The organism is Enterococcus mundtii (genome assembly GCF_013394305.1).
GTDB lineage: Bacteria > Bacillota > Bacilli > Lactobacillales > Enterococcaceae > Enterococcus_B > Enterococcus_B pernyi.
The window spans coordinates 298,100-321,238 of sequence record NZ_AP019810.1; the positions used below are offsets into that span (position 1 = coordinate 298,100).

At 32.1% G+C, this 23,139-nt stretch carries 29 protein-coding genes and 1 pseudogene; 9 read left to right on the forward strand and 21 right to left on the reverse strand.

Annotation, left to right across the window (positions count from 1 at the left end):
• Nucleotides 1-95: 95 nt before the first annotated feature.
• The 11 genes from HZ311_RS01385 to HZ311_RS01430 form a co-directional block, all read right to left on the reverse strand.
• The gene (locus tag HZ311_RS01385; RefSeq protein WP_178946422.1) at nt 96-1,367 is read right to left on the reverse strand and encodes a hypothetical protein; all 1,272 of its coding nucleotides are present in this window, start codon (nt 1,365-1,367) and stop codon (nt 96-98) included.
• A gap of 84 nt (nt 1,368-1,451) precedes the next feature.
• The gene (locus tag HZ311_RS01390; RefSeq protein WP_077151475.1) at nt 1,452-1,820 is read right to left on the reverse strand and encodes a hypothetical protein; all 369 of its coding nucleotides are present in this window, start codon (nt 1,818-1,820) and stop codon (nt 1,452-1,454) included.
• Between the two features lie 11 nt (nt 1,821-1,831).
• A complete protein-coding gene (locus tag HZ311_RS01395; RefSeq protein ID WP_178946423.1) occupies nt 1,832-2,380 on the reverse strand; it encodes a hypothetical protein in 549 nt (182 codons plus the stop codon).
• Between the two features lie 51 nt (nt 2,381-2,431).
• Entirely contained in the window at nt 2,432-2,776 is a 345-nt protein-coding gene (locus HZ311_RS01400; protein ID WP_077151477.1) for a hypothetical protein, read from the reverse strand.
• 9 nt (nt 2,777-2,785) lie between these two features.
• Nucleotides 2,786-3,403, reverse strand: coding sequence for a hypothetical protein (locus HZ311_RS01405; protein ID WP_178946424.1), 618 nt, complete (start codon nt 3,401-3,403; stop codon nt 2,786-2,788).
• A 14-nt stretch (nt 3,404-3,417) separates the two neighbouring features.
• Nucleotides 3,418-4,698: a replication initiation factor domain-containing protein gene (locus HZ311_RS01410; RefSeq protein WP_178946425.1), complete on the reverse strand. Its 1,281-nt coding sequence runs from the start codon at nt 4,696-4,698 to the stop codon at nt 3,418-3,420.
• Nucleotides 4,699-4,997: 299 nt separating this feature from the next.
• Nucleotides 4,998-5,393, reverse strand: coding sequence for a hypothetical protein (locus HZ311_RS01415; RefSeq protein WP_178946426.1), 396 nt, complete (start codon nt 5,391-5,393; stop codon nt 4,998-5,000).
• A 13-nt stretch (nt 5,394-5,406) separates the two neighbouring features.
• Nucleotides 5,407-5,862 (reverse strand): hypothetical protein, encoded by a 456-nt coding sequence (locus tag HZ311_RS16020; protein WP_414458100.1) that lies wholly within the window; start codon nt 5,860-5,862, stop codon nt 5,407-5,409.
• Nucleotides 5,808-6,923 (reverse strand): FtsK/SpoIIIE domain-containing protein, encoded by a 1,116-nt coding sequence (locus HZ311_RS01420; RefSeq protein WP_414458091.1) that lies wholly within the window; start codon nt 6,921-6,923, stop codon nt 5,808-5,810. The genes HZ311_RS16020 and HZ311_RS01420 overlap by 55 nt, the downstream gene beginning before the upstream one ends.
• A gap of 142 nt (nt 6,924-7,065) precedes the next feature.
• Nucleotides 7,066-7,434 carry a HepT-like ribonuclease domain-containing protein gene (locus HZ311_RS01425; RefSeq protein WP_178946427.1) on the reverse strand — a complete coding sequence of 123 codons (369 nt, stop codon included), beginning with the start codon at nt 7,432-7,434 and terminating at the stop codon, nt 7,066-7,068.
• Nucleotides 7,424-7,750, reverse strand: a complete 327-nt coding sequence (locus HZ311_RS01430) for a nucleotidyltransferase family protein (RefSeq protein ID WP_178946428.1) — start codon at nt 7,748-7,750, stop codon at nt 7,424-7,426. The genes HZ311_RS01425 and HZ311_RS01430 overlap by 11 nt, the downstream gene beginning before the upstream one ends.
• A 179-nt stretch (nt 7,751-7,929) precedes the next feature.
• Between HZ311_RS01430 and HZ311_RS01435 the strand changes: the two genes are divergently transcribed.
• Entirely contained in the window at nt 7,930-8,481 is a 552-nt protein-coding gene (locus tag HZ311_RS01435) for a hypothetical protein (protein ID WP_178946429.1), read from the forward strand.
• 209 nt (nt 8,482-8,690) lie between these two features.
• Here HZ311_RS01435 and HZ311_RS01440 read toward each other — a convergent pair whose 3' ends face one another.
• Both HZ311_RS01440 and HZ311_RS01445 read right to left on the reverse strand, forming a co-directional pair.
• A complete protein-coding gene (locus tag HZ311_RS01440) occupies nt 8,691-9,086 on the reverse strand; it encodes a DUF961 family protein (RefSeq protein WP_178946430.1) in 396 nt (131 codons plus the stop codon).
• Between the two features lie 5 nt (nt 9,087-9,091).
• Nucleotides 9,092-9,415 (reverse strand): hypothetical protein, encoded by a 324-nt coding sequence (locus HZ311_RS01445; RefSeq protein WP_178946431.1) that lies wholly within the window; start codon nt 9,413-9,415, stop codon nt 9,092-9,094.
• A 72-nt stretch (nt 9,416-9,487) separates the two neighbouring features.
• On the opposite strand from HZ311_RS01445, the gene HZ311_RS01450 reads away from it, so the two are divergent.
• Complete coding sequence (locus tag HZ311_RS01450; protein WP_178946432.1) at nt 9,488-10,039, forward strand: hypothetical protein; 552 nt, start codon at nt 9,488-9,490, stop codon at nt 10,037-10,039.
• Nucleotides 10,040-10,212: 173 nt separating this feature from the next.
• Here the strand turns inward: HZ311_RS01450 and HZ311_RS01455 are convergent, their stop codons facing one another.
• The 3 genes from HZ311_RS01455 to HZ311_RS01465 form a co-directional block, all read right to left on the reverse strand.
• A complete protein-coding gene (locus HZ311_RS01455; RefSeq protein WP_178946433.1) occupies nt 10,213-10,524 on the reverse strand; it encodes a hypothetical protein in 312 nt (103 codons plus the stop codon).
• Between the two features lie 31 nt (nt 10,525-10,555).
• Nucleotides 10,556-10,876 carry a hypothetical protein gene (locus HZ311_RS01460; protein ID WP_178946434.1) on the reverse strand — a complete coding sequence of 107 codons (321 nt, stop codon included), beginning with the start codon at nt 10,874-10,876 and terminating at the stop codon, nt 10,556-10,558.
• A 76-nt stretch (nt 10,877-10,952) separates the two neighbouring features.
• The gene (locus tag HZ311_RS01465) at nt 10,953-11,153 is read right to left on the reverse strand and encodes a hypothetical protein (RefSeq protein ID WP_178946435.1); all 201 of its coding nucleotides are present in this window, start codon (nt 11,151-11,153) and stop codon (nt 10,953-10,955) included.
• A 908-nt stretch (nt 11,154-12,061) separates the two neighbouring features.
• Between HZ311_RS01465 and HZ311_RS01470 the strand changes: the two genes are divergently transcribed.
• From HZ311_RS01470 to HZ311_RS01490, 5 genes are all read left to right on the forward strand, one after another.
• A complete protein-coding gene (locus HZ311_RS01470) occupies nt 12,062-12,493 on the forward strand; it encodes a helix-turn-helix domain-containing protein (RefSeq protein WP_178946436.1) in 432 nt (143 codons plus the stop codon).
• A gap of 12 nt (nt 12,494-12,505) precedes the next feature.
• On the forward strand, nt 12,506-12,949 hold the full coding sequence (locus HZ311_RS01475) for an ImmA/IrrE family metallo-endopeptidase (protein WP_178946437.1): 444 nt from the start codon (nt 12,506-12,508) through the stop codon (nt 12,947-12,949).
• Between the two features lie 31 nt (nt 12,950-12,980).
• Entirely contained in the window at nt 12,981-13,592 is a 612-nt protein-coding gene (locus HZ311_RS01480) for a hypothetical protein (RefSeq protein WP_178946438.1), read from the forward strand.
• Nucleotides 13,579-14,748 (forward strand): DUF262 domain-containing protein, encoded by a 1,170-nt coding sequence (locus tag HZ311_RS01485; protein ID WP_178946439.1) that lies wholly within the window; start codon nt 13,579-13,581, stop codon nt 14,746-14,748. Before HZ311_RS01480 ends, HZ311_RS01485 begins: the two co-directional genes overlap by 14 nt.
• Nucleotides 14,749-14,818: 70 nt before the next feature.
• Nucleotides 14,819-16,123 (forward strand): DNA cytosine methyltransferase, encoded by a 1,305-nt coding sequence (locus HZ311_RS01490; RefSeq protein WP_178946440.1) that lies wholly within the window; start codon nt 14,819-14,821, stop codon nt 16,121-16,123.
• A gap of 493 nt (nt 16,124-16,616) precedes the next feature.
• On the opposite strand, the gene HZ311_RS01495 is transcribed toward HZ311_RS01490, so the two are convergent.
• From HZ311_RS01495 to HZ311_RS01515, 4 genes and pseudogenes are all read right to left on the reverse strand, one after another.
• Entirely contained in the window at nt 16,617-16,778 is a 162-nt protein-coding gene (locus HZ311_RS01495) for a hypothetical protein (protein ID WP_002294460.1), read from the reverse strand.
• Nucleotides 16,771-17,445: a zeta toxin family protein gene (locus HZ311_RS01500; protein WP_178946441.1), complete on the reverse strand. Its 675-nt coding sequence runs from the start codon at nt 17,443-17,445 to the stop codon at nt 16,771-16,773. Before HZ311_RS01500 ends, HZ311_RS01495 begins: the two co-directional genes overlap by 8 nt.
• 538 nt (nt 17,446-17,983) lie before the next feature.
• A pseudogene (locus HZ311_RS15705) lies at nt 17,984-18,426 on the reverse strand (IS3 family transposase); the annotation flags it as partial.
• A 9-nt stretch (nt 18,427-18,435) separates the two neighbouring features.
• Nucleotides 18,436-18,666, reverse strand: a complete 231-nt coding sequence (locus HZ311_RS01515) for a hypothetical protein (protein ID WP_023519833.1) — start codon at nt 18,664-18,666, stop codon at nt 18,436-18,438.
• A gap of 115 nt (nt 18,667-18,781) precedes the next feature.
• Between HZ311_RS01515 and HZ311_RS01520 the strand changes: the two genes are divergently transcribed.
• Together HZ311_RS01520 and HZ311_RS01525 are read left to right on the forward strand one after the other, a co-directional pair.
• Nucleotides 18,782-19,324: a hypothetical protein gene (locus tag HZ311_RS01520; RefSeq protein WP_041684224.1), complete on the forward strand. Its 543-nt coding sequence runs from the start codon at nt 18,782-18,784 to the stop codon at nt 19,322-19,324.
• Between the two features lie 10 nt (nt 19,325-19,334).
• Nucleotides 19,335-19,787, forward strand: a complete 453-nt coding sequence (locus HZ311_RS01525; protein WP_010735211.1) for a hypothetical protein — start codon at nt 19,335-19,337, stop codon at nt 19,785-19,787.
• Nucleotides 19,788-21,390: 1,603 nt separating this feature from the next.
• Here HZ311_RS01525 and HZ311_RS01530 read toward each other — a convergent pair.
• Entirely contained in the window at nt 21,391-23,127 is a 1,737-nt protein-coding gene (locus HZ311_RS01530; RefSeq protein ID WP_178946442.1) for a glycosyl hydrolase family 28-related protein, read from the reverse strand.
• Nucleotides 23,128-23,139 lie beyond the last annotated feature (12 nt).

Consider the following 23,139-nt stretch of genomic DNA (forward strand, 5'->3'; position numbering starts at 1 on the left):
GTGCTTCGACAGTATCTGCTTATTTTAATTCATCTCCTATTAGAAAAAACCAAGAGAAATCATTCCCTTGGTTAGCTTATTTTACTTTTATATAATTAATAGAACTCTAAATAATATTTTTCAGTACCATCCGACCAAAACTCTGTAATAATACGATACCCGTTTATATCTGTTGCTGCTCTACCTGCGCTATTTGCTGCTTCATAAGTCGCATAGAACGTTCCACTTCCAGTGTAAGGATTCAACGCATACGGTGCTTGTGGCGGCTCAGGTGTCGTGGTATTTCCTGTATTCCCGCCACTAGTATTTCCAGACCCGTTTCCTAGTGTACCATTTCCTGCAGTGCTGTTACCTCCTGTAGAATTTGAGTTACTCGATCCACCACTCCCTGAATTAGTAGGGGGCGTTACTGGGGTAACTGGTTGAATATTTGGTGTTTCTACTATTGGAACTTCTTCGATTGGAGCTGGTACAGGTTCAGTTGATTGAGTTTGGTTTTCAGCTGTTTCAGTTAGGGCAATTTCTTCTTTTACAGTTTCTTGTTGACGTTGTGCTTCCTCTGCAGCTGCCTTCTCCTGTTCTGCTAAAGCTTCACGTTCTTTTACGTTCTCTTCAATCACTTTTAAAGGATTATTAAAAGACTTTTTCGCTTTCTCATTTTTAATCAACTCAACTTCTTTTTTCAAAGCCTCATATTTTTCATGATCTACTTGATCAGTTGCTTTGCCATCTTTATACAACTCTTCCAGCATTTTATTTGTTTTATTGATTTGATCAACTTGTTCAGTCGCTAGATCAAGTCCTTCATTCAGGACGTCCTCAAAACCTTGTTCTACTTTTATCTCCTTTTGGTAATAAATATCTCTGACATCCTTCAATTGGTCCTCAGACAAATCATCAATAATTATTACATCTTGGTTGCTTTCAGCACCAATTAGATAAGGTTTTTGAAATAGTCCATTGACAGACTGTTTCCCATTTAATTTTCTTTGTACTGCTTGTAGTTCATTCTTAATTGAGGAAACGTTATTGACATTTAACTGATATTTCTTTTGATCATTTTTCCGTAGATCTGCTAGTAATTTGTCCGTTTTCTTATTCGCTTTTTCATAAACTTCCAGATGTTCAACTAATGAACTAATTTTCTCCTGAGTCACTTCTTCTTTTAGAAACTGTTTGGAGTCATCTGTATAACTAGCGGATAATTCTACTTGGATCTGTTTTAACTTCTTTTCATTTGATGATAGTTCACTTGCTGCCACTTCTACTTTTTTTTGATAACTTGTTTCACTCAAAAAATAGAACCCAATACCACATAAGGTAATCAATACCATACTAACAATACCAATTTGCACTTTTTTATTCATTATTTCCTCCCTTTTGTGAACGTTTTCTAAAACTTACCATATTTATATTGTTATTTTCTTTACAATTGTTTTAAATCGATCTTGTTATCTTAAGAAATTAAATTTTTTTATGGCTTTTAACACATCTTTATAGGTACCATTTGCACAATATACTTTTACATTTTTAGGGGTATCTCCAAAATAGTAGGAAGCTTTATAAAAACTGTATTGTTTTCTGATCACAACATCATGTGCATTTCGAACACAGATTGCTTCTACAAATAAATAGGTGTGCCTTGTCAATCGTCTTTCGTAGCAAATATCCACGATTGGACGAAATGGAAGATCCTTTCGCTTTAGTCGTTTTTGTACAGCTTCATACACTTCGTATTCTCTTTTGATTGGTGTAGCAGTAAAGATATTAAATCCATAATCTCTTTTCAATATGACAGACAGTGTTTCTGAAAAAGGCATCAAATCCCTCCTTACTTTTTCCTAAAAGAAGCAAGCAATGGATCATTTAAAAACTCTTCCTTCATTTTTTTATAGCCAATCTGCTGTGACATCGTATTGATTGAAATACGTTCCTGTTCATAGCCACGCAAATACACGTCATTCGCTTCAAAGTATGCTGTAGCACGTTGACGCTCGTATTTTTCAACAAAAATAAGGTCTTGCGAATCAAACACAAGACCGGACAACAATTTATCTAGTTTTAACCTTTCAATATGACCATGCACAAAATTATCTAAGGAAAGTATATTCATTTCAGGTTGAAAATACTGGATTCGATTGACACCAAAATTCGTTACCATTTCTTGTAAATAAGCATAATCTGGCTCTCTTCGGTTCCGTTCATAAAAGGTATAAAAAGAATTTTCTGCTCTTCTTAATTCTGCTTTAAGCAAAATTTTTACTTTTGGATCGTTTAAATCAACGAATGATAACTCATTCAAAACATGTCGAATCATTTCTTCATACTGAAATAAAAATTTTCCTAGTTTTATAGGTTCTCCTAATTTTATTAAGTTCATTTTTACCTCTCACTTACTTAATACATAAAACATTCTAAGAAAATATTCTTTCTATTTTTCTAATTTTTTTAAATTTTTTTCTACAAACTCTTTATATTCTGGATAGATTACTTTACAGAAAACCCTATAACATTCATGTTCTACTCTTACTTGTGTAGCATTTATCGGTAAACTGTCAAAAATAATCGAGCTATTCTTTTTCCAAAGTAACGTTATACGTTCTTCAAACCTCTTAAAAGTTTCAATCTTAATCGATTTATAATCGAGATCTGGTCGAAAAACACCACTGGCATCAATTGTTAATAAATAATGAGCTCTTAGTTCACCAATTTTCTGTTCCAAATAATTTGATAGGATTGAGTCAATCCTTGCAACATTAATTTTATTTTCTACCATATTCTCCTCCTATACTTCACTCACCAATTCATTATTTTTTATTTCCCATTCAAACCATTCTGAAAAATCTTGCTTAAATCCATCGACTCGATATTGATTTTGTAGATCTGCTGCTTCTCCATCTTTAGGATCTAAATAAGTCGGCTTCTCTTTTGGACGAGCATAAACACCAATCCAAGTCTCGTAGTCTCCTTCAAAATACCCATCTACTAAAAATCCCTTTTTAGCAAGTGTTTTTCGTACTCTTTCTTGTATATCTTGGGCATTATTTGGTAGAAAAAAACGATACTTTGAAGCAAACTCTTGGAATTTGGCGACTTGAATTGCGAATTCGTTTTTCTTTTCGAAGTATTCATTCCACAATGCCCATTCTTTATTCGTTAAGTTCCTTCTGTGGATCTCATAAAGGCTATCGATTCGACGATAGGCAGTTTCTCTAAAATGAATTTCCCCTTCAGAATCATTCACTTTAGAAGTTAACACTGGAATAGTTAGTTTCTTACTTTCATCTAAACCCTCAATTATTTTTTTGATTTTTATAATGTCATTAATCGCCTTAGTTAACTTTTCAGTTTCTTTTACGATCATTTTGATCAAATGATTTTCAATAAATTCTCTGCTTGTCATTCTTTACCCTCCTACTACACATATTCGTTTTCTAAATGAAATTCTTTTTTCATATAATCTCTTAGTCCAAGATTGTTTTCACTTGTCAGCAACAAGTCCTTCGCACCGACACAGACTTGTTCAATCAGTTCTTCATGCTTTTCTTTTAATTCTGCAAATTCGATCCGTTCCATCAACTCATTCGTGCCTAAGCGTGAATCAATTAGCTTGATCATTTTTAGGGAAGGCGCTAAATAGTTTGATAACCACCGTAATGTCTTTTCTATCGAAGGCTTTTCACCTTGAACAGATAAACGTAAACCTTCTAGCTTATCAATGACGTTGTACCATTCTTTACAATAAACGCGCACCCCATCTTCGATTTCATAAACAACAAGTGAAGCGTTAATAATCTCTTTGACTAACCAATCTAAACTCTCACCAGTCGATAAAAAGTATTCGACAAACAAAAAGGCCTTCTCATCAGAAAGCCGGATTTCATAACGGTTCTTAATTTCATGGATCTCTCTCGCTTTCTCAATTGATAGACCTTCTTTACGAGCTATTTCATAATCTTTTTGATAAAAGTTAAAGTAAAGTGGAGATTGACGACTTCCAAAATAAAGAGACAAGCCTTTATTCACTTTTTGTCCTTTCTCAAATGAATAGCCCCCACTAAAATCGAAATTTTTGAAGGTTGTGCCAATCAAACCAGCTTCCATCTTTTCTTTTAACTTGTATAAATCAAAATTCGGCTGTCCTTTAACAATCAATTCATCTAGTGCAATGTCAATTCGGGTGATTTTTGTGTCGACAACCAAGCCTTTGCCAAAAATATCATCATCGTATAAAGAGCGAAAAAACTCTGTCCATGTCCGATCATGATCCTCTTCAAAAACTTCTTCCAGTTGCCGACAACCTTCACCAGATAAATCAAGCATGATTCCCATATTTATATTTTCTGGATTCCGAAACAGCCGAATCGAACCATACGAAAATGTTTCGGTATAGTGATAAAACCCTCGAGCTTCATGGGTGAACCAATTCATATCCATGTGGAGTAACTTACGAATAACCGTTTGGACATCCATTGTTTTAAAACGCACTCTTAAAAAATCGATTTTTGCTTCCACCGAGGCTTTCCCACCATCAAGATGAAGAACCTCACTCACTTTTTCAGCCAATTCTTTGGAAATTGCACGTTTGCCATTCTCAATTTTTGAAATCAAACTACGTTCGATATGCAATTTATCAGCTAATTCTTGCTGTTTCAGTCCTAATTCTTTACGGAATCGCTTTAACTCAATACCTCGCAACGATTACCAACTACTTTCAATAAATGTGACAACTTCCGTCCATTTATGTGACAAAAACCAAATCGCTGTACCCCTTGTGCCCCAAGGGATAAACGACACTTTTTATATCGGCATGTTAAATTCTACCCCCATGTTATAAAAGGGGGGTTCATTCGTTGAGGTGGGCATTCGCCCACCTCACGCCTTTTTATTTGATCAGGGATATAACAGTTGCTAGAAGTGTGAGCGGGTGTGGGTTCGCTACGCTCACCCGCCCACACTTACTACAGCAACTATCCCTGAAATAGATAGGCGTATAGCTACCTTTGTTCCATTGCCTCTAGTTTTTGTTTTAAATAGGAATTATCCGCAATAATCTCTTTGCTCAGTTCAAGCAAAGACTTCAAGTCTTGTTTCATCTCGATTAATTCCTTTTTATTCGCCTGAAACTTCTTCCATTCCTCCGAACCAAAAGCTAGTTCAATCGCTTCATCCAGCGGAACATGTTCTTTTCTTAATAAAATAAGTTGCTTAAAATCAAGTAAATCCCCTCTAGAGAAAACTTTATAGCTATACGTATGATTTGCTGTATTTTTTGCGTATCTTCTTTGAAACTTTCTATCTGTTACTTTCTCTATTTTGATTGCCCAACTCTTTAATGTTTTCAGTGCGATTACTTCACCTAGCTCCTTATATATTTCTTCAAAAGAAAACATTAGTTGCCCCTTTCTACGCAACATACTTGTCGGTTAATTTATTCAATAAATCATTCTTTGACTTCGCTTCTTCATCCATTTCCGCTAATGCTTCTTTGTCTACATGTTTAGCGATCGTCGTAGAAAGTTCTTCTTTGGTTTCAGCTTCAATTGGTTGAAATCCTAACTCATCATTTATCTTGATAAACTCATAGATAAAGTCAAACGTCATTGGTACTTGCGGAGAATAGAGTTCTTGGGCAGTACTTCCGCCTTGTGCTGCATATCCTCGACCATACACTTTTTGCCCAAGAATTTTCTCTACGAACTTAAACTTTTTATTTTTATTCTCATCCCCAAAAATCATCAATATACCTGCTTCAGATAATCTTCCAACAGACATGCGAAACATAAATTGATCACGTAAAGCTGTTTTTATAAACTCGCCATCTGGTCGCTGCATCGCAACAATAAAAAATATATGCCACACTGTCGAGCTTTTAAAATCAGTTGAGTCAGATATTCGTCCACTTCACCGTCCGACTTATAGTCCGTTCCGATCTCCGCTCGAAAAGCAGCAAATTCATCGATAATGACAAACTTTGGTTTTAAACCATAGTACGCATAATTCTTTCCCATCTTAAACTCTTCACTATGATTCATCATTTCAAAGCGAGCTTCCATCAATTCAACGGTATTTCTCAAACAATTGATGATATCGGTTTTACCTGTATGGACTCTCCCTGCAAACATTGGAATACGGTTTAGAGCCATCAGATCACTATTCTTAGGATCACAAATCTCAATATCCGCTACTCGACAAAGCGCATAAATCAAAGCTAAAAGTGTAAATGTTTTACCACCTCCGGTACCTCCGCCAAGCAATAAATGCGGATCTTTATCAAAATGCCAATATAAGTTTTTCATCAATTGGACTTTTCCTTTATCCGCTTGCATTTCTGTGATTGAAATCCGTTGTGAATAGACATCTGTCACTAACTCGTAAGTAACAAATCCTTTCTCATCTACTTTCGCAATATTATCCGCATGAAAAGTTGTTTCTAAAAACCCGCCAATTGTTTCAAATTTATCCTGGAATTTATTTCCTGCAGTCTCAAACGAGACAAAAATACTTCCTTTCTTCGCTTTATAATAAACCTTTGGAAACTTGATCTTCTCTTTGGTTTTCCCATTATTAGACGTCTTCACTTGTTTTTTCGTGTAATACCCATTGTCAAGAATCATTCGAGCAAGAAGTTGTTGTTGCTCGACACGTGAAAAGTATCCTGAACGAACAATTGATAAGCGAATGAAAATGAAATTAATGGTTATACCTACTAAAGATATACCTAAGAGGATCACTACAGGTAACACGTATATTTGCCAGTTTCTCGCCTTTTGTCCAATCAAAGGGTAAATCCATTGATAACCGATGAAGTAGCTTAAAACACCTAAATAAGGCATAAAAAATAGCACTTGATATAGTGCTAACAGATTTCTTTTGAAGTAGCGAATTCTTTTCCCACGATAATGAATTATTTGTTTTAGCAATTACTCACCTTATTTCTATTTTTTCGATTCTCATTTAAGGTTCAATTAAGTTTGATCGACTATTCTTACAACATACCAAACAAACTCCTAAACACTTTTTTTCATTTCTCCTTTCTCTTGCAGCCCTTTGTGGCTGCTTTTTTTATGTCATTCTTACCAATTGTTTTATTTTTAAACGGCAAAATGTCGCATAGACAGGTATAAATACCGTCGCAAATTCCCATACTGTCCGCTCATTTACATTACTATAAGCGTGTGCAAATAAATTGCGAATGTATTTAAGGCTCCGCCAGTCTACCTCCTTACTCGTTTCTTCTTTAAATGTATCGGATAACTTATTAGACATTTCCCCCACTTGCATCAAAGACATACTGACTGCATGAAAAAACACTCGATCATTGATAAAAACTTCGTAGTTTCTATCAAAACGATTGAGTGTTTGCTCGATGTCATCACAATAAGTCAATGATCCATATAAAATACGCAAATCTGCTTTCATTTTATTTTTCAAATATTTTTAATCGCTCCTCCATTACTTGTTTTGTAAAATTCTTTTGAATTGTTGTTGGATTTGTATTTGCTAGTGCTTCAATCTCTACTAGATCGATCTCATGATCCACCGCTTTTTTTAACTCTTCAAAGAAGTCACTATAGACTAACCAACGATATTCTTCTGGCATGCCTTCCGTTCCTACCAAGAAATCAATATCACTTTCATTGGTCGCTTCATTCCTTGCGTATGATCCAAAAATATAAACGACTGGAACTTCGTATTTTTCAGCAACAGGCTTTACACGCTGCTCGATTTCTTTTACCGTCAATACCATCTTATAGCACTCCTTTCACGTTCTATCTTTGATTTCATTATATGGTATTGTATACGTTCAGGCAATTTTCTGTTTTTAGTAATAGCTAAAGAGTAAACTCACTTATTTGCAAAAGTTCATCTTTTGAAATTTTATTTTTGATATAATTATCTCAAATAATTATATAAGGAGTTATGTCTATGAATACTGAATTAATGAATGTTTTTTTATTAGCTGTAAATTTAATATGGGTAGCCTACAATACTAATAAAATTAGAATTATCGAAGCAAACCAAAAATTTGCTCCTATTTTGATCGATGAGATTTTCAAACCATATTATTTGAAAATTGAGTGTCATTTATTTATAGCTATTACTGAGGATAATAAAGAACTGATATCTTCCAATCTAATAGAATTGTATGATCAATTAAAAAATAAAAATTTACTTTTTTACATATCTGATAGATTATTAGTATCGTTGGAAGAAACAATTGATATCTCTAAATCAAGTTACTTTGATAAAAAAGAGTTTAATAAGAAGTATCAACAATTTTCTAGAGATTATTATTTTGAATTAAATAAATTTAGAAAAATAGTTGGATTAAGAAATAGAACACCTTATTTTAGAATTCACCATAATTTATACAAATATAAGATTCAATGGCTGGTTATAAAGTATTCATATTTATTACCAATTACAATAATTATAACCCTATACTTATATTACTTTTATAATACATTTCTTAAATAGCTATAAATAACTCCTATAGCTAATATAAATAGTAGGACCTTTACATATGTTTCACCTGATTCATCTTGCGAATAGCATTCATACGTTAATCCAATAAAACCTATCAAAAACAGTATATGTGTAAATAAATTATTCTGCATTATAAAATCCTTTTTCAAATTTTTAGATGATAAGTTAAAAGAAGTCTTTCTATAATCTGTAGTATTGTACTAGCTTTCTTTTTTCTCTTTGATTGGAGCAACAGTCCGAGTAATACCAAACTTCTTAATACCGGCAGCTCGAATTTTAAAGGCTTGTTCCGACTGGATCGTATTGTTATAGCCCTCATACGTACTTAACCAAGCTAACGCAGTCACTTCACCAGTCAGTTCGATTCTGTCATCATATTCAATGCCTTCTACTTTGTAATCTGGTGTGATCGCAATTTCGATTTGATCGTTTAACTTTTCGGAATAAACAGTTACACGTTGCTCACGTACTGTATCAGTTACCCGATTTTCTTCATCTCTTTCAAAAATTTGATCTACTTCAAGAAAATTCATTGTTCCAAAAGTTGCTTGAACATCAAAATTCTGAATCGTATTATTTTCAAATGTTAAACCCATTTTCATTATCCCCCTTGCACTACTTCTAAACGTTTCGCATAAACAACCAGATCCAACGAACGACTGTTACCAATATTATTTCGTTTTGCGTTTACACGTACAACAGGTTCGATCAGACGAATTTCTTTTCTCCCCACAAATGATTGCGAGTTTCTTAAATTGGGTACATAGATCTCAAAATCACGTTGCTCAGCACTTGAAGCTGTAAAAATACGTCCTCTCAACTGATTTCCGTTCACGTACATATCACGTTCCATATTGAATACTGCTTTGATTTTCTTACCTAACTGTTTTTCAGTTAAGGCAATTTCTTGAATACGGTTTGCCAAATGTTTTACCTTCTTTCATTTTCTTTTTGTTATAATTAATTAAAATTCAAACTAGCATAGAGGTGCCATATTATGGATATTACTGTCTTAAATTTCATTTTTGGAACATTCAATGTATTTTGGGGAATCTACAATTCTAAGAAGATGCACTCACTCTCAATTGTTCAAAGCTTCTCTTCTAACCTAATAGAAAAAATTTTTATTCCCTTTTACAAAAATATTGAGTGTAATCTATTTGTAAATGTCACATCAGATAATAGAAAAGAAATTATTCGAAACTTATCTGAGTTGTACAATACATTAAATAATGAAAATTTATTGTTCTATATTTCTGATTCCTTGTTGATACCTTTAGAAAAGCTAACACAACAAAACAGAAAACCTTTAACTTCAAAAGAAATCAATAAAATATATCAGGACTTTTCTAAAAATTATTATATTGAGTTAAACCGAACAAGAAAAACTGTAGGGCTTAAACCTCGAACTCCAAACTTTAGAGTCCATCACAAATTATATCGATTTAAAATTCAGAATTTCTTAGTTGCATATGCGGAATATATTTTTGTTATAGCATATTTGGTTATACAATTATTCCTTATATTTTATTCTTTATTTAAGAAGTAGGTACATCATCGTCAATTCAAGCGAAAATAATACAAAGCAAAAAAAATAAACATCTCGCTCATTTTCTTTGATTCCATAAATTACTCCACAAAAAGAAACAATTAATGCAGCAATCATAATATAATAGTCACTCAAAAATTATCAACTCCTTTTTTATTATTTAAGAAGGCGAGTTACTCAATCATATATTTTTCAATCGCTTCTTTAATCGTGTTTGCAGGAAACGAATTAATCCCGTTTTCGTCGTCTTCTCCTGAATAATACGGTACAAGATTCCCTGCTTCATTGATTACAATATCAAAAGCTTGATTTGTTTCAGGCTGATAAAAACAGAAAATTGTTACTAATGGTCGCTCGTCTAAGATCCATCCTTCAATTTCTATCTTTTCTTCTTCCATCTGTGCAATGACACCTTGTAACACATTCTTAGTAACCACAGAATGTAAAGTAGCGTATGTCCTCGGTTTAGATAATACAATACTCATCTTATTTTCCTCTCTTGATTAATTGTTTACACTACCCCCAAAGATAACCATTGTTTAGTGTTTTCGTAATAAAATCATTGATCGGTTTTCTGTAGGACATTTCAGCTTTTTGAAAATAACTTTGGACCAGCTTATCATCTAGTCCTTCATCCCAAAATTTTTCATGCAGCGTAACTAACCGCTTGTTCATAGCTTTTTCTACCCGAAGTTTTGCATGGTGAATTTCTTCAGAATGTTCTTCTTTATCAATACCTGCTTTGTAAATGGCTTGATCAATACGATCATAAAATTCTTTTTCTAAACAAATCCAATGTTCTTCAAGTTCCTGGATTGTTTCAATTTTCTTTGACATTTTTTCACCTCGTTATTGAGAATATAAAAAAGCACAACTAGAATACTTCTAATTGCGCTGATTTTTTGTTACTTATTCATATTAAATCGGCTGGATCACAAATGCGTTTATCTATTTCAGACTTCAAAACTTTCCCAGTTTCCTTATCAATTGTTTGAATATGCCCTGTTTCAGTTAAGAATCTGTAGGTTAATGCCTTCTCACTTAATATATTGTTCACTTGGATTCCATTGATTACTTTAAAATCAAATTCTGGTTTCTTTTCATTCAACCACATTTATCCCAACCTCTTCTTTTTTTAGTTGAAATTTCTGTTTTTTAGTAACAAAAAAGCACAACCAGAATACTTCCAGTTGTGCCCTTCTTTTCAAAAGAAAAATTCTATTAGTTCATGTAATTATCGTAGCAATCTTTCTTGACTGATCATTTATTGATTCTTTTATTCATCGTAGTAGAATATGCAGAGTTCTGCTGACAATAGTTTAAAAGTTCGCTTACGCTATGAAATAAACTATTATCCATTCGTTTCATAGAATCATCCTTCAACGGCTAACAATTTCTTGTATCGCGGCACGTTAGATAGACCTACGACATACGGTGTACAACACTCCTCCTTTTATTGAGCTTTCTTTGACTTTTTTACTCAGTCAAATCTGGCAATTATTTTCAACGTGTCCTCACGACATGGTTAACGAAAATAATCTGATTCATCAAAATAAACACCCTTCAATCATTAAGCGGAACTTAGTCCAATGTTTTCAATGCCCTACTGCATGTGCAGTCAAAACGGAAAACCTAGTCCTTAATGAAAGTTAGAAACCTTCTATCCTGATTCCTCATCAATATGGCTCTAATTAAAGATTCCATTGCCACCTTGTGCGCCATTCATCGGCTGGCACACGCTACCTCAACAAGACTTATAACCGTAAAGGAAAATATCCTTCTTGTATTATTCCGTCAAATCGCTTAAAATAAAATTGTCTAGGTTTTATCTTAAGTGTTTGCGGAACAGAAATTTATTTTCTTCTCGTGAACGCTTTTTTGTTTATTCTTTTTCAGTTAAACATTTTGTTTAACTTGTAATTAGAATACAACCTTTAATAAGCATTGTCAACACTTTTTGTTTAACTTTTTATATTTTATATTCAAAACGTTTATAATGAGAATTAGGGGGAGGATTTTACATTGGAAAAACTAGCTGAAAGATTAACTCTTCTGAGAGAAGAAAAAGAGTGGACAAAAACTTATGTAGCTAAGCAATTAAACCTGAATAATTTGGGAACTTATGCTAACTGGGAATATGGTACTAGAGAACCTGATAATGAAATGCTTACTAAGATAGCTTCTTTATACAATGTTTCTACAGATTATTTGCTAGGTCGGAGTGAGAAACGTCATTATTATGATTTAACTAAAAAAGACGAGAAAGATATCGCTACAGAAATAGAAAACATGATTGCTGATTTAAAAAATGCTGATGCTTTTGCATACTCAAAAGAAGCATCTGATATTGACAGAGAGACCCATGAATTACTTATTGCTTCTTTAGAGAACTCGCTTAGAATAGCAAAAATAGAAGCTAAAAAACGATTTACTCCAAAAAAATATAGAAATTAACTAAGGTGAACTATGTTTATTCCACATATCCATAAAAAAATAAACTCGCTCATTCATGTTCATGAAACAAGAAATCCCTTCAAGATTGCTAGGGATAAAAAAATTATCGTTATCGAGGAAGAACTTGGTGAAATTTTTGGCTATTATAATCGTATAAAAAGAATCCAATTTATCCATATAAATACTTCTCTACCTAATGATATGAAACTTTATATTTGCTGCCATGAGCTGGGTCATTGTATTTTTCATCCAAATGAAAATACACCCCAACTTTCATCCACATCTATCATTTCTGAAATGAAAGTAGAAAAAGAAGCAAATTATTTTGCTACTAATTTAATCATTGATGGTAGCCATAAAGAGTTACATTTACCTAGCAAGTACGAAATATTGGATTATTACGGCTTACCTTGGTATCTAGACTGCTATTTGCCAGCAGAAATAGCAGTCATGTAATTATTCTAACAGTACACACGGAGGTATTCCATTGACACAAGATTATTATGAACTTTGTCTAAATTTTTTAAAAGGCGAGCCAGAAAAATACTCTACAGATGAGTTCATTCAGAAACTATTTTTCTTATATCCTAGTTTGAAAGTTAATGTAGATTTGTTACACAAAATTACAAGCCAAATAAGTATTACTTTAAATATTCCCTATCATGATATAAAAGTTATTGGTTCAAGTCATACTGGTTTTAGCTTTATAGATAAAGATAAAAAAGGTACAGTAAAATTTTATGATTCAACAGCACCATCAGATATTGATATAGCAATCATCAATGATTCAATTTTTATAGATATTTTAGAAAAAACTGTTATTAGAACTGAGAATTATTCAGATAATACAGCTTTTAAAAACGCTCATTTATCGCAATATTTTAAAAAAAATATACCTTCAGGTTTTATCAGACCCGATTCCATTGGTTGCGAAGTTACTAGGGAAAAATGGGTACGTTTTTTTTCTGACTTATCTAGCGAACATGATTTAAAGATTTCTGGAGCCATATATTTAAATGAAACTTTCTTTATTAAAAGACTAAAAAAACAAATCGAAACTTTCCAAAATATCGAGGAGGTACAAAATGGAATTAAATGAAAAATTTGAGATAAAGTCCGAAGCAATCGGTGAATTGTATAATAAAATGCAACGTAAAGAAATAATTTACGATCCTTATTATCAAAGAAAATTCGTATGGGAACCTAAGCATCAAGTAGAATTTATAAAAACAATATTATTAGGTTTGCCCTGTCCAGAAATATTCCTTGCAGATGGAAGTATAGATCTTGATACACATGTTAGGTATACACATGTTATAGATGGACAACAAAGACTGAGAACTATAGAAAGATTTTTAAAAAATAAATTTAAGGTTGAAGATAAATTCTATAAAGATTTAGATAACGAAACTAAGACAAGGATTTCAACGTATGCTATTGGAGTAGTAAAACTTAAGTATAATCCGGACCAACAATCAGATGAGATAGCTGAAATTTTTAGAAGATTAAACATAGGGACTTATGAGTTAACTGAAACAGAAAAAACTATTTCAAAATTTTCAGATAATGAATTTGTTTTATTAGCACGCTTAATCAGTAATGATATAACTTTTGGACAAAAAAATAATATAAACGAAACCGATCCAAAAAAACAAGATAATTCCGAAGAAATTTCAGAAGAGCAAAAAGAAATCATTAATAATATGAGGGAAAACCCTTTTATTACTGATGAATTTAAAGATTGGGCCTGTGCACAAGATTTTTTCAATTTTGCTGATTTTTTCCTCAGTAGAGAAATATATAGTTCAAATGAAATTCGTAGAAATAATAATAGTAAAGACGCAATTGATATGATTGGTATTCTTGTAAATAATGCTTTCCATGGCCGTGTACTTAGTGATGAAGAGATTGATAGGCTTACGAGTGATGTAAGTAAAAATAAGAATCTTATTTTAGCAAAATTCCATAAGGCAATGGATATTTTTAGCAAACTACAAATACCTGAAGTAAATGGGTACAAGAAAAGAAAATATCTTTATATTAGAAGTAACGCTTTTTCTTTATTTACTGCATTATTGCTTAACTATAAGCTTTTATTTAACATATCTATTGAAAAATTAAATGCAAATTTAGCTACTTTTTGCGAAAATCTACCTGAAGAATTTATCAACGCTGCAAGAAATAGTAACATGGATAAGAAACAGAGAGAAATTCGAAATAGACATCTTGATTCTATAATAAAAGAATCTCTTTGATTATCTCCTGGACAAAGGATATAATTTGTTTTATCCTTATACATCATTAGAACAGTTTAGGAGCTTGATCATGAATAAAGTAAAACCCTTAGCTATAGATTTATTTGCCGGCGCCGGAGGCATGAGTGAAGGTATATTACAAGCCGGATTTCATATTATCTATTCAAATGAAATAAGCAAAGATGCTGCATTGACCTATCAAAAACGACATGAACAATTAGGATTGATAGACGGGCAAAATACTATTTTAGAAGTCAAAGATATACGAACTATCTCTGGTTTAGATATTTTAAAAAAAATATCTAAATTACCTTTGATAGATAATAAAAATATAAAGATTGATGCTATCTTTGGAGGCCCTCCTTGTCAAGGTTTTAGTAGAGCAGGAAAACAAAGAGAAAACGATACAAGAAACACCTTGTTTAGAGAATATTTAAGAATTATATCAGAAGTGAAACCAAAATATGTAGTTTTTGAGAACGTAACAGGGATAACAGATATTAAATTTTCTAATTACAAAAGTTTATTTGATCAAAAAGTTTACGATAAAGCTCATGCTTTAGACATCATAGTTAATGAATTAAGAAAAATTGGCTATGACTCTTTAGATTATAAAATTTTAAATGCTTCTGACTTTGGAGTTCCCCAAAATAGAAAGAGATTTATACTTATAGCTTATAAAAAAAGAGCAAAAAAGCCTAATTATCCTTTACCTACTCACGTTGAAAATAAAATTACAACACTTGAAGCTTTAGGTGACTTGGCAAATATTAATAATATTAATCCATTTCAATTAGCTTCAAAGTATGGACGCACACCACATATAATTACAGGTAAACCAATTGCAGAGGAAAAAATCTATAATAACGAAAAAACTTCTCATCATCCATATATCAAAGAACGATTCTCGTTATTAAATGAGGGGGAATCAATTGCTATGGTTAGAAAAAAAATAATACAGTCTGGTCTAGATTTAGAACGATATCCTCACTTATTAGAATATTTTCTTTCAAAAACAACACATTCCAGAACCTCCGCTATTAACATTTTTAAAAACAAACGATTTTCTGAAAATGATTTAGACATATTATTAACTAAAAAAAATTCTAGAAATAAATTAAAAAAAGATAGCCCTAGTAATACCATTGTAACTTTACCTGACGATATCATTTCTCCCTTTGACAATAGGATTTTTTCAGTCAGAGAACTCGCTAGACTTCAATCATTTGATGATAGTTTTATTTTTTATGGCAAACGAACCACTGGCGCCAAATTTAGAAGGATTGAAACACCACAATATACACAAGTTGGAAATGCTGTACCACCTCTTCTAGCCAAGGCTATTGCAAAGGAAATAATTAACGTATTAAGATGATAGCTAATTGTATTACCATACACTTAATAATATACAATTTAAGACACAAGACATGAGCCAACTTATGGCTTGTGTCTTATTTAAATTCTAGATCATATGTTACTGTATTTTTAAAATTTTTATTCTCTGACATCATTAATTTCTTTAACATCGAACTTAATATTTATTTTTACCAGAATAACATTTCAATGACATGGCCTGAATGCAAGTATAATAATCCTTATAACTTCGACAAATTTTTTTAATTTGAAGTTTACTTATAAATTTAAACTACTAATATCCTCGTACATTTATTACTATTTTTTTAGTTTACATAATGCAAATTATCCTAAGCTCTGATTTCAGATGAGTTCTACTACAAGTAAAACTCAACAAAAATGCACAAGATCATTCACTTCTATAGTAGCGTTCCTACTTCAGTGAGTCTCGTGCATTTCTTGATTCTATTTTAAAATGTGAATATAAAATTTTGGTCTAGAGTAGCTAGAAAAATTTACTTATCCAACCCCACTAATTTTCGCTGTTTACGATTTGCTTCATCTGCTACGTACTTCATTACTGTTTTAAATTCTTTCGCTGAGGCGTTTTCTGACAAATCAGCGATACTTTTATTATACTTCTTCACGATTTGTTGTACTTGTTCTTTCTCAGTCATGTAATTCCTCCTCCAACTCTTTTGAAGTATATTGTATGGGTAGTACTAATTGAATATTATCTGCTGCATAGTGTACTTCAGAAATATTATTTTGATAATCCTTAATCATTATGTGAAGGACTACTTCAGGATGTCTATCTTTGACTTTTTCAATATTCTCTCTTGACTTAAAAAACGCATTTATAAACGTTTCTTTTGGCACATGACGTCCCTCAGCTAATTCACGTTTTCGAGTGAAATCCCAGGCAACTTTGGGATCTTGGTAAACATAGAAAATCGTAACGCGAAAGTTATTTTTAAGGGCTCGAATAATGTTTTTCTCTGCACTAAGGATAGCAAAAGTAGCATCTAATATGAAAGAATAGCCATGTTCCAGTACATATTTTAATGATTGTTCAACTAACCAAGAAGAAGCTTTCTGAAAAACACTTGAGTTCTTTCCATTGTATTCTGGAAATTGTGTTCTAAAATAGTCCGCATCAATCACAACATGGTTGTCATAATTTTCAGCTAAACCTAGTGCAACCTCTGTTTTACCTGCTCCTGGGCTTCCGGCCATGAATACCGCGTCTTTTTCATCGTCAGGGATTTTCCCCTTGATAATTGTTTCAATAAATTTATCTTTATTGACCCTAGCGTAATCTAAATACTGGTCTTTAGATTCCAAGATTGCACCTTCTTTCCTTCTTCTATATTCATACTAATTATACGATATTTATATAAAAAATATAACGGTCATTTTAACCATATTAACATTTAAGTCACAGTAATAACAGATATGTTCGCAAAATGGAATATGGATATAAGCAGAAACCTTATGTTCTGCGGATTTGTTTGTTTCTTTCATTTGATTTTCTTTCTCCTTACGTCAAAAAGTCGTACCGCTTTTCGACCACTCTTTAAACGGTGTTCAAGTGCCAACTCCTTGAAATAAGCCAGCAATTTTCAAAACATGAAAAGCTGTTTTAAAAATTGCTTTCTTATTGTCATCGGAGCTAACCGGCACTTTCACGACCTCTTATATACGCATACTAAACGTATTTAACAAACAAATCCACTAAAAAATCCAAGAATCGGTTTCTTGGATCAGTTTTTCTTTAGTTGTATTGGAGACTTGTTTGTAAATTTCCAGTGTGGTTCTCATGTTGGCGTGCCCTACACGTTCTAGAATGTATGCGTTTCGTGTTATAGTAAGTTTCAATCTATTTAAATATCTCCATTTGAGCCTGATCAATATCTCTAAATTGAGCATCATTGATCAGCTCTCTTTTTATCGTTTTGTAAAAAGATTCCATTAAGGCATTATCATAAGGGTTTCCTTTTCGGCTCATACTAGAGCGTGCTTCTTTTTTTCTTAACACCGATTGGAATTTAGCGCTTGTTTATTGTGAGCCTTAATCAGTGTGAATAATAACCCCTGGTCCAGGCTGCTCTTTTCCAAATGCTTGAAGAAAAGAGTCCACAACTAATTGACCTTTCATTCTAGGTGACATAGACCACCCAACAATTTTTCTCGTACAGATATCAATAAATATAGATAAATAAAGCGTTCCTTCTTTCAGAGTGATATAGGTAATGTCTCTTAACCAAATTTTATATTTTCTGTGGCCTTGAACCTTTGTTGATTAACAAAATTGGGTTGTGAAAGTGGCTCGCACTACATAATTTTCCTCTGCAAAAAAGCATAATCAGGCTCTCTGCGATGTTGATCATAAAAGATATAAAAAGTAGTTTCTGCCTTACGTATTTTTGCTCTTAATAATGCTTTTATTTTTTCTGAATCAAAATCTACAAAAGACAATTCACATAACACATGCTGGATCATTTCTTTGTAACGACCCATATATTCGCCAAATTTGATTGGTTTTCCAAGTTGTTCAAATTTCATAATACAATACTTTTCTGTTGCGCATACTTATCGTCATGGAATATTTAGATACAATATATTCAAACCATGTTATTATATAATTTGAGGAGAGTGAAATAATGAAAAAAATATTTGGTTGTTATTACTTGTATCAACGATTACTTTATTTGCTGGTTGTTCTAATCAAAGTACCGAGCCAACCACAAAAAAAGTTAGTTCTACAACGAGTAGTACGGTTGAACAAACAAAAATATCAAGCAGTGAACCAACTTCTGAATCATTATTAAAAGAATATCCTGCAAGTGAATGGCATCCTGGAAAAATGGATATTCAAGGTATGATTAATGCTACTCAAGGCAACGAAACTAAAGCTTTGCAGGATGCCTCTATGGTTGCAGAATTGAGTTTATCACCTTATTTTTCTGATAATACTGACAAAGCTGAAATTGAGTTAACTAAAACAGGAGATAACTTCTATAGTCTAAGCATTACTAATAATTATTTAGAGAGTGAACAAGATTTAGAACGTTTTAAAAAGAACTCAGAGCTTTTGATGGCACAACAACCAGTAAATAAATCAATTAATCTGTATATATTTACTGGAACAGGAATGGGACTGAGTCGCCAAGTGGTTACTAGTTATCAATTAAAAGATGATGGTACTATCGCAAAAATTTAGACTAAAGTTAATGAATAGTTTTGCAGACTTCTTTGATCAGCAAAATATAATTGACGATAGAATAATCTATGGTTTTTCTGAAAATGGTAAATATGTATATTTAAAGGATTTCATTATTATTATACAAACTAGTAACATACCTGGTCTAGATGTATCAGACTACCTGGTTAATTCCTTATTTATTTCATCCCAACCAATTGCATTAATTGATAATTTAAATATCATAAAATCCACTTTTTCCTTTGACTCATATGAAAGATGGAATCAAAGTTCTCCAATCACAATATCTATAAATAAAGCAGAAAATTCTGAATCTGTAAACTATGGTAAGGAAAATCTAAAATCAATTGAAAGCTCATTTCTAATAGAGGTTGATACAATGGAATTTTCTAAAAGAGCTATACTATCAAGGAGACATATTGATGGATTTACAAAATTTGAAATTTCTCTAAAAAAATTTTGAAATAAAAGTTTTAAACGACAGTCTACTTCCTTTTTAAAGATTTTAAAGATAGTTTACTTAAAATCAATAATTTTTATTCAATTTTTTTTGGGACGAAAACTAAATTATAGATATTTAAAAATATTTACAGATTCACAAGAAATTATCTTACCCACGGAGATTCAGTAAGTAAATATGAATTAGCCATTACCAATCCAATAGAATTATATATGTAACTCTAAAATTACAATGTATCTTAGATATTCTTATGCTAAAACAATTAGATTTCGACGAATTAACAATTATAAAAAATATTTCTAGATACGATGTTCCTTATCAGAATCTTTTCTATCATAATAATTCTATCCTACCGTAAAAATTTTATACTCTCTTTTTCATAAATAATCGGGCTTACAACCGATTATTTATGAAAATAAACATAATACACTTTATGCTGAATATAAATTGTAATCAAAGAGAAATAATATCAATTAAATACTAATTAAAACGTATTAGTATTAAGATAAATGCTAATGTAAAAAAAACTATATAAACATAAAACCTATATTTTGTTAAATAATCTTGTGTTTTCATATAATCTGATCTTGACAAACTTTTCCCAAGGTTTTGTCGTACTAATTTTTTTATTCTCCATAAAAAGCTAATGCCTATACTAAAACACAACAGACTTAAGAAACATAAGCCTATTCGGATCGCGAAATATATCAATTTAACCTACCTACATCCTTTTCAATATGTACTGTTAAAGGCTTATTCCAAAAGATAACTATTATTTTTCTGACGATTCTAGCTATACCTTCTGCAATAATTCTCTTTACCATAGTTCATAGTAGTACCAAGAAAATTTTAATTACAAAAAAATTATTAATCTTTAGAACTTTTTTTACATAATATACAAAAAATCATAAACCTTTAAACCACACGTTTAATATAACCTAATAACATAGTTATTATTCAAACTAATCATAAAAACTTATTTTGAACGCATAAACGTTAAATTTATCTCAATCAAGTATGATAAAATCAGCAAAACAAAAAAAGCCATACACATATTTCTTGGATGACTTCAGTATCCAATCCATTTTACCCTAACCAACTAATCCTTTCTGTCTTTTATTCGCTTCATCTGTTACATATTTCATTCCAGCATAAAATTCTTTCGCTATGACAATCTCTACTAAATCCACAATACTTTTATTTTACATTTCTTGTACCTTTTCCTTTTCACTTTATAAGTGTATTTTTATTTAACTGATTGATAAACTACTTAGGCAAAATAAAAATCAGTTGAACATCCTCCGTCTTTATACTATGTCTATAAAAAGAAGGAATGTTCAACCAACCTTGTTTTTTGGTGCGAAAAAATAGAAGAGATATAAGTAATTTCATGCATCTGTTCTTTTGTCGAAATCACCTATTTAGCCAAGCTCATTAACACCGCCTTTTCAATCGAAAATTAAGCGGTAAAAACTTGGTATTTCTGATAAAATGACTACTTGTAAATCTTTATCGAGCGAAAATATTTCTAACTCTTTCGACTTTGGCTAGAAAATGATATGCCAAGAAGTTTCAACTGGTTTTTGAATCGCTTGAACTTTTTATATTATTGAAACATGACTGTCACATTTGAAACCACACGCACTGTTCGTCCATTTGGATATGAAAGCATTAGCTCTAGCTTATGTTGACCAACTTTTGATAGAACTTCAGGATTCAAAATAGTGATTTCAGGACGATCGTTTTCTTCTATATGGGTTTGCTCAACAAAATCAAATGGATCATAAGATTCACCTAAAATAATCTCAACCGTCCGACCAACAGGAAATGCATCTTGTATTGGTATTTGCGTTTCTTTATATTGATCATACATTGTAGAATCGATCAAACTTCTCCAATCCTTTGGCATTTTGTCATACTCTGCTGAGGTCCAATACTCAACATTTAATTGACGATCAGATGTGTCATCACGTGTATTGCCAGAAACATATGTTGACTCTCCTTTAAAACCTTCAGAAGCTTGATTCATGATCAATAGCTCTCTCCGGCGGTTGGCTGGAATATTGTGATAATTGATAAATTTATTATCAATAAATACCCCATTGTATACGTTGTCCTTTCCAGTATGCCGATTATACTCTATCCCAATCGCGTATTTATCCTGCCACTCTTTAAAATCAAACACGTTATTTGCTACGAACCAATTCGATAACTCAGCTACTTGACCTTGAGCAAAACTATCTCCTAATCCAAATTCTGGTGTTTCATACATGATAATACCGGTATTACGTAGATAATTATTCATGATCGTGATGTTACGTCCTGATTTGAATTTAAATCCACCATAAGGTCCATTGTGCAATCCACGAACGTGATTGCCTACAACCTGTACATTCTGTGATCCTCTTAGATAGATGGCATGATCACCTACCACACCATATCGATCCTCGTTCTCGTACATCTGCTGGAAGAAATTATTTTTTATCAAAACATTCTTCGAATTACTATATGAATTGACACCACAAGAAAGATAGTTTTGTTCGTTATGTTCAAGAGACATTTGCTCAGACTCCAATGCAGATTGTAGACGATTGATGGTTTTGATAATCTCAGGATTGCTAAAGCTCTTGATTGCTTCTAACTCATTGATCCGTAATCCAAATAGATTATCTGTAATCTGTACATTTTCCATATACTCATATCTTCCAACCGTCGAAAAACCACCAATATAGATTGCCCGATTTTCTGTATCTGGCGTGGCATGTTCATGATCTCTCATAAATATATTATTTTGCATAGTTGCCCCATTGGATGTCTGTAGGTTGATCGGATATAAAGAGACAGGATGATAAAACACATTATCATTGATGGTAATGTTATTTGCTAAACGTGTAAAAATTCCTACTCCATCGAAAAACAATGAATGAATCTCAATATTGTAGCTTGTCTGGTAATTTTCATCTGACAAATAAACGTTTTGTCCTGTTTCATTTTTCAGTATCGTTGGATTCTCTTCTTCTCCTTTGATCTTAAGACCGCTTCTTAACACTACATTTTTGTTGATAATATACGTACCAGCTGGAATATATAACTGTTTTGTTAAAGAATTGGCATGATCAATAATCGCTTGTAATTGATTTGACTGATCTTCTAAACTCTCACGTCGCAGCGCGTGCTCTCCAAAAATCGTCGCATCTGTTGCATCTAACCATTCGGTGTGCTGAGCCGAAAAAGTTTTTTGGCCCTCTAACTCATTCGTTGCTTCTGCGTTTATATTTGCTGGTATGCTTATTACAAACAGAACCAGAAAACATAACATCATTTTTAGTTGTCGTTTGTTCATTTGTCTCTCCAT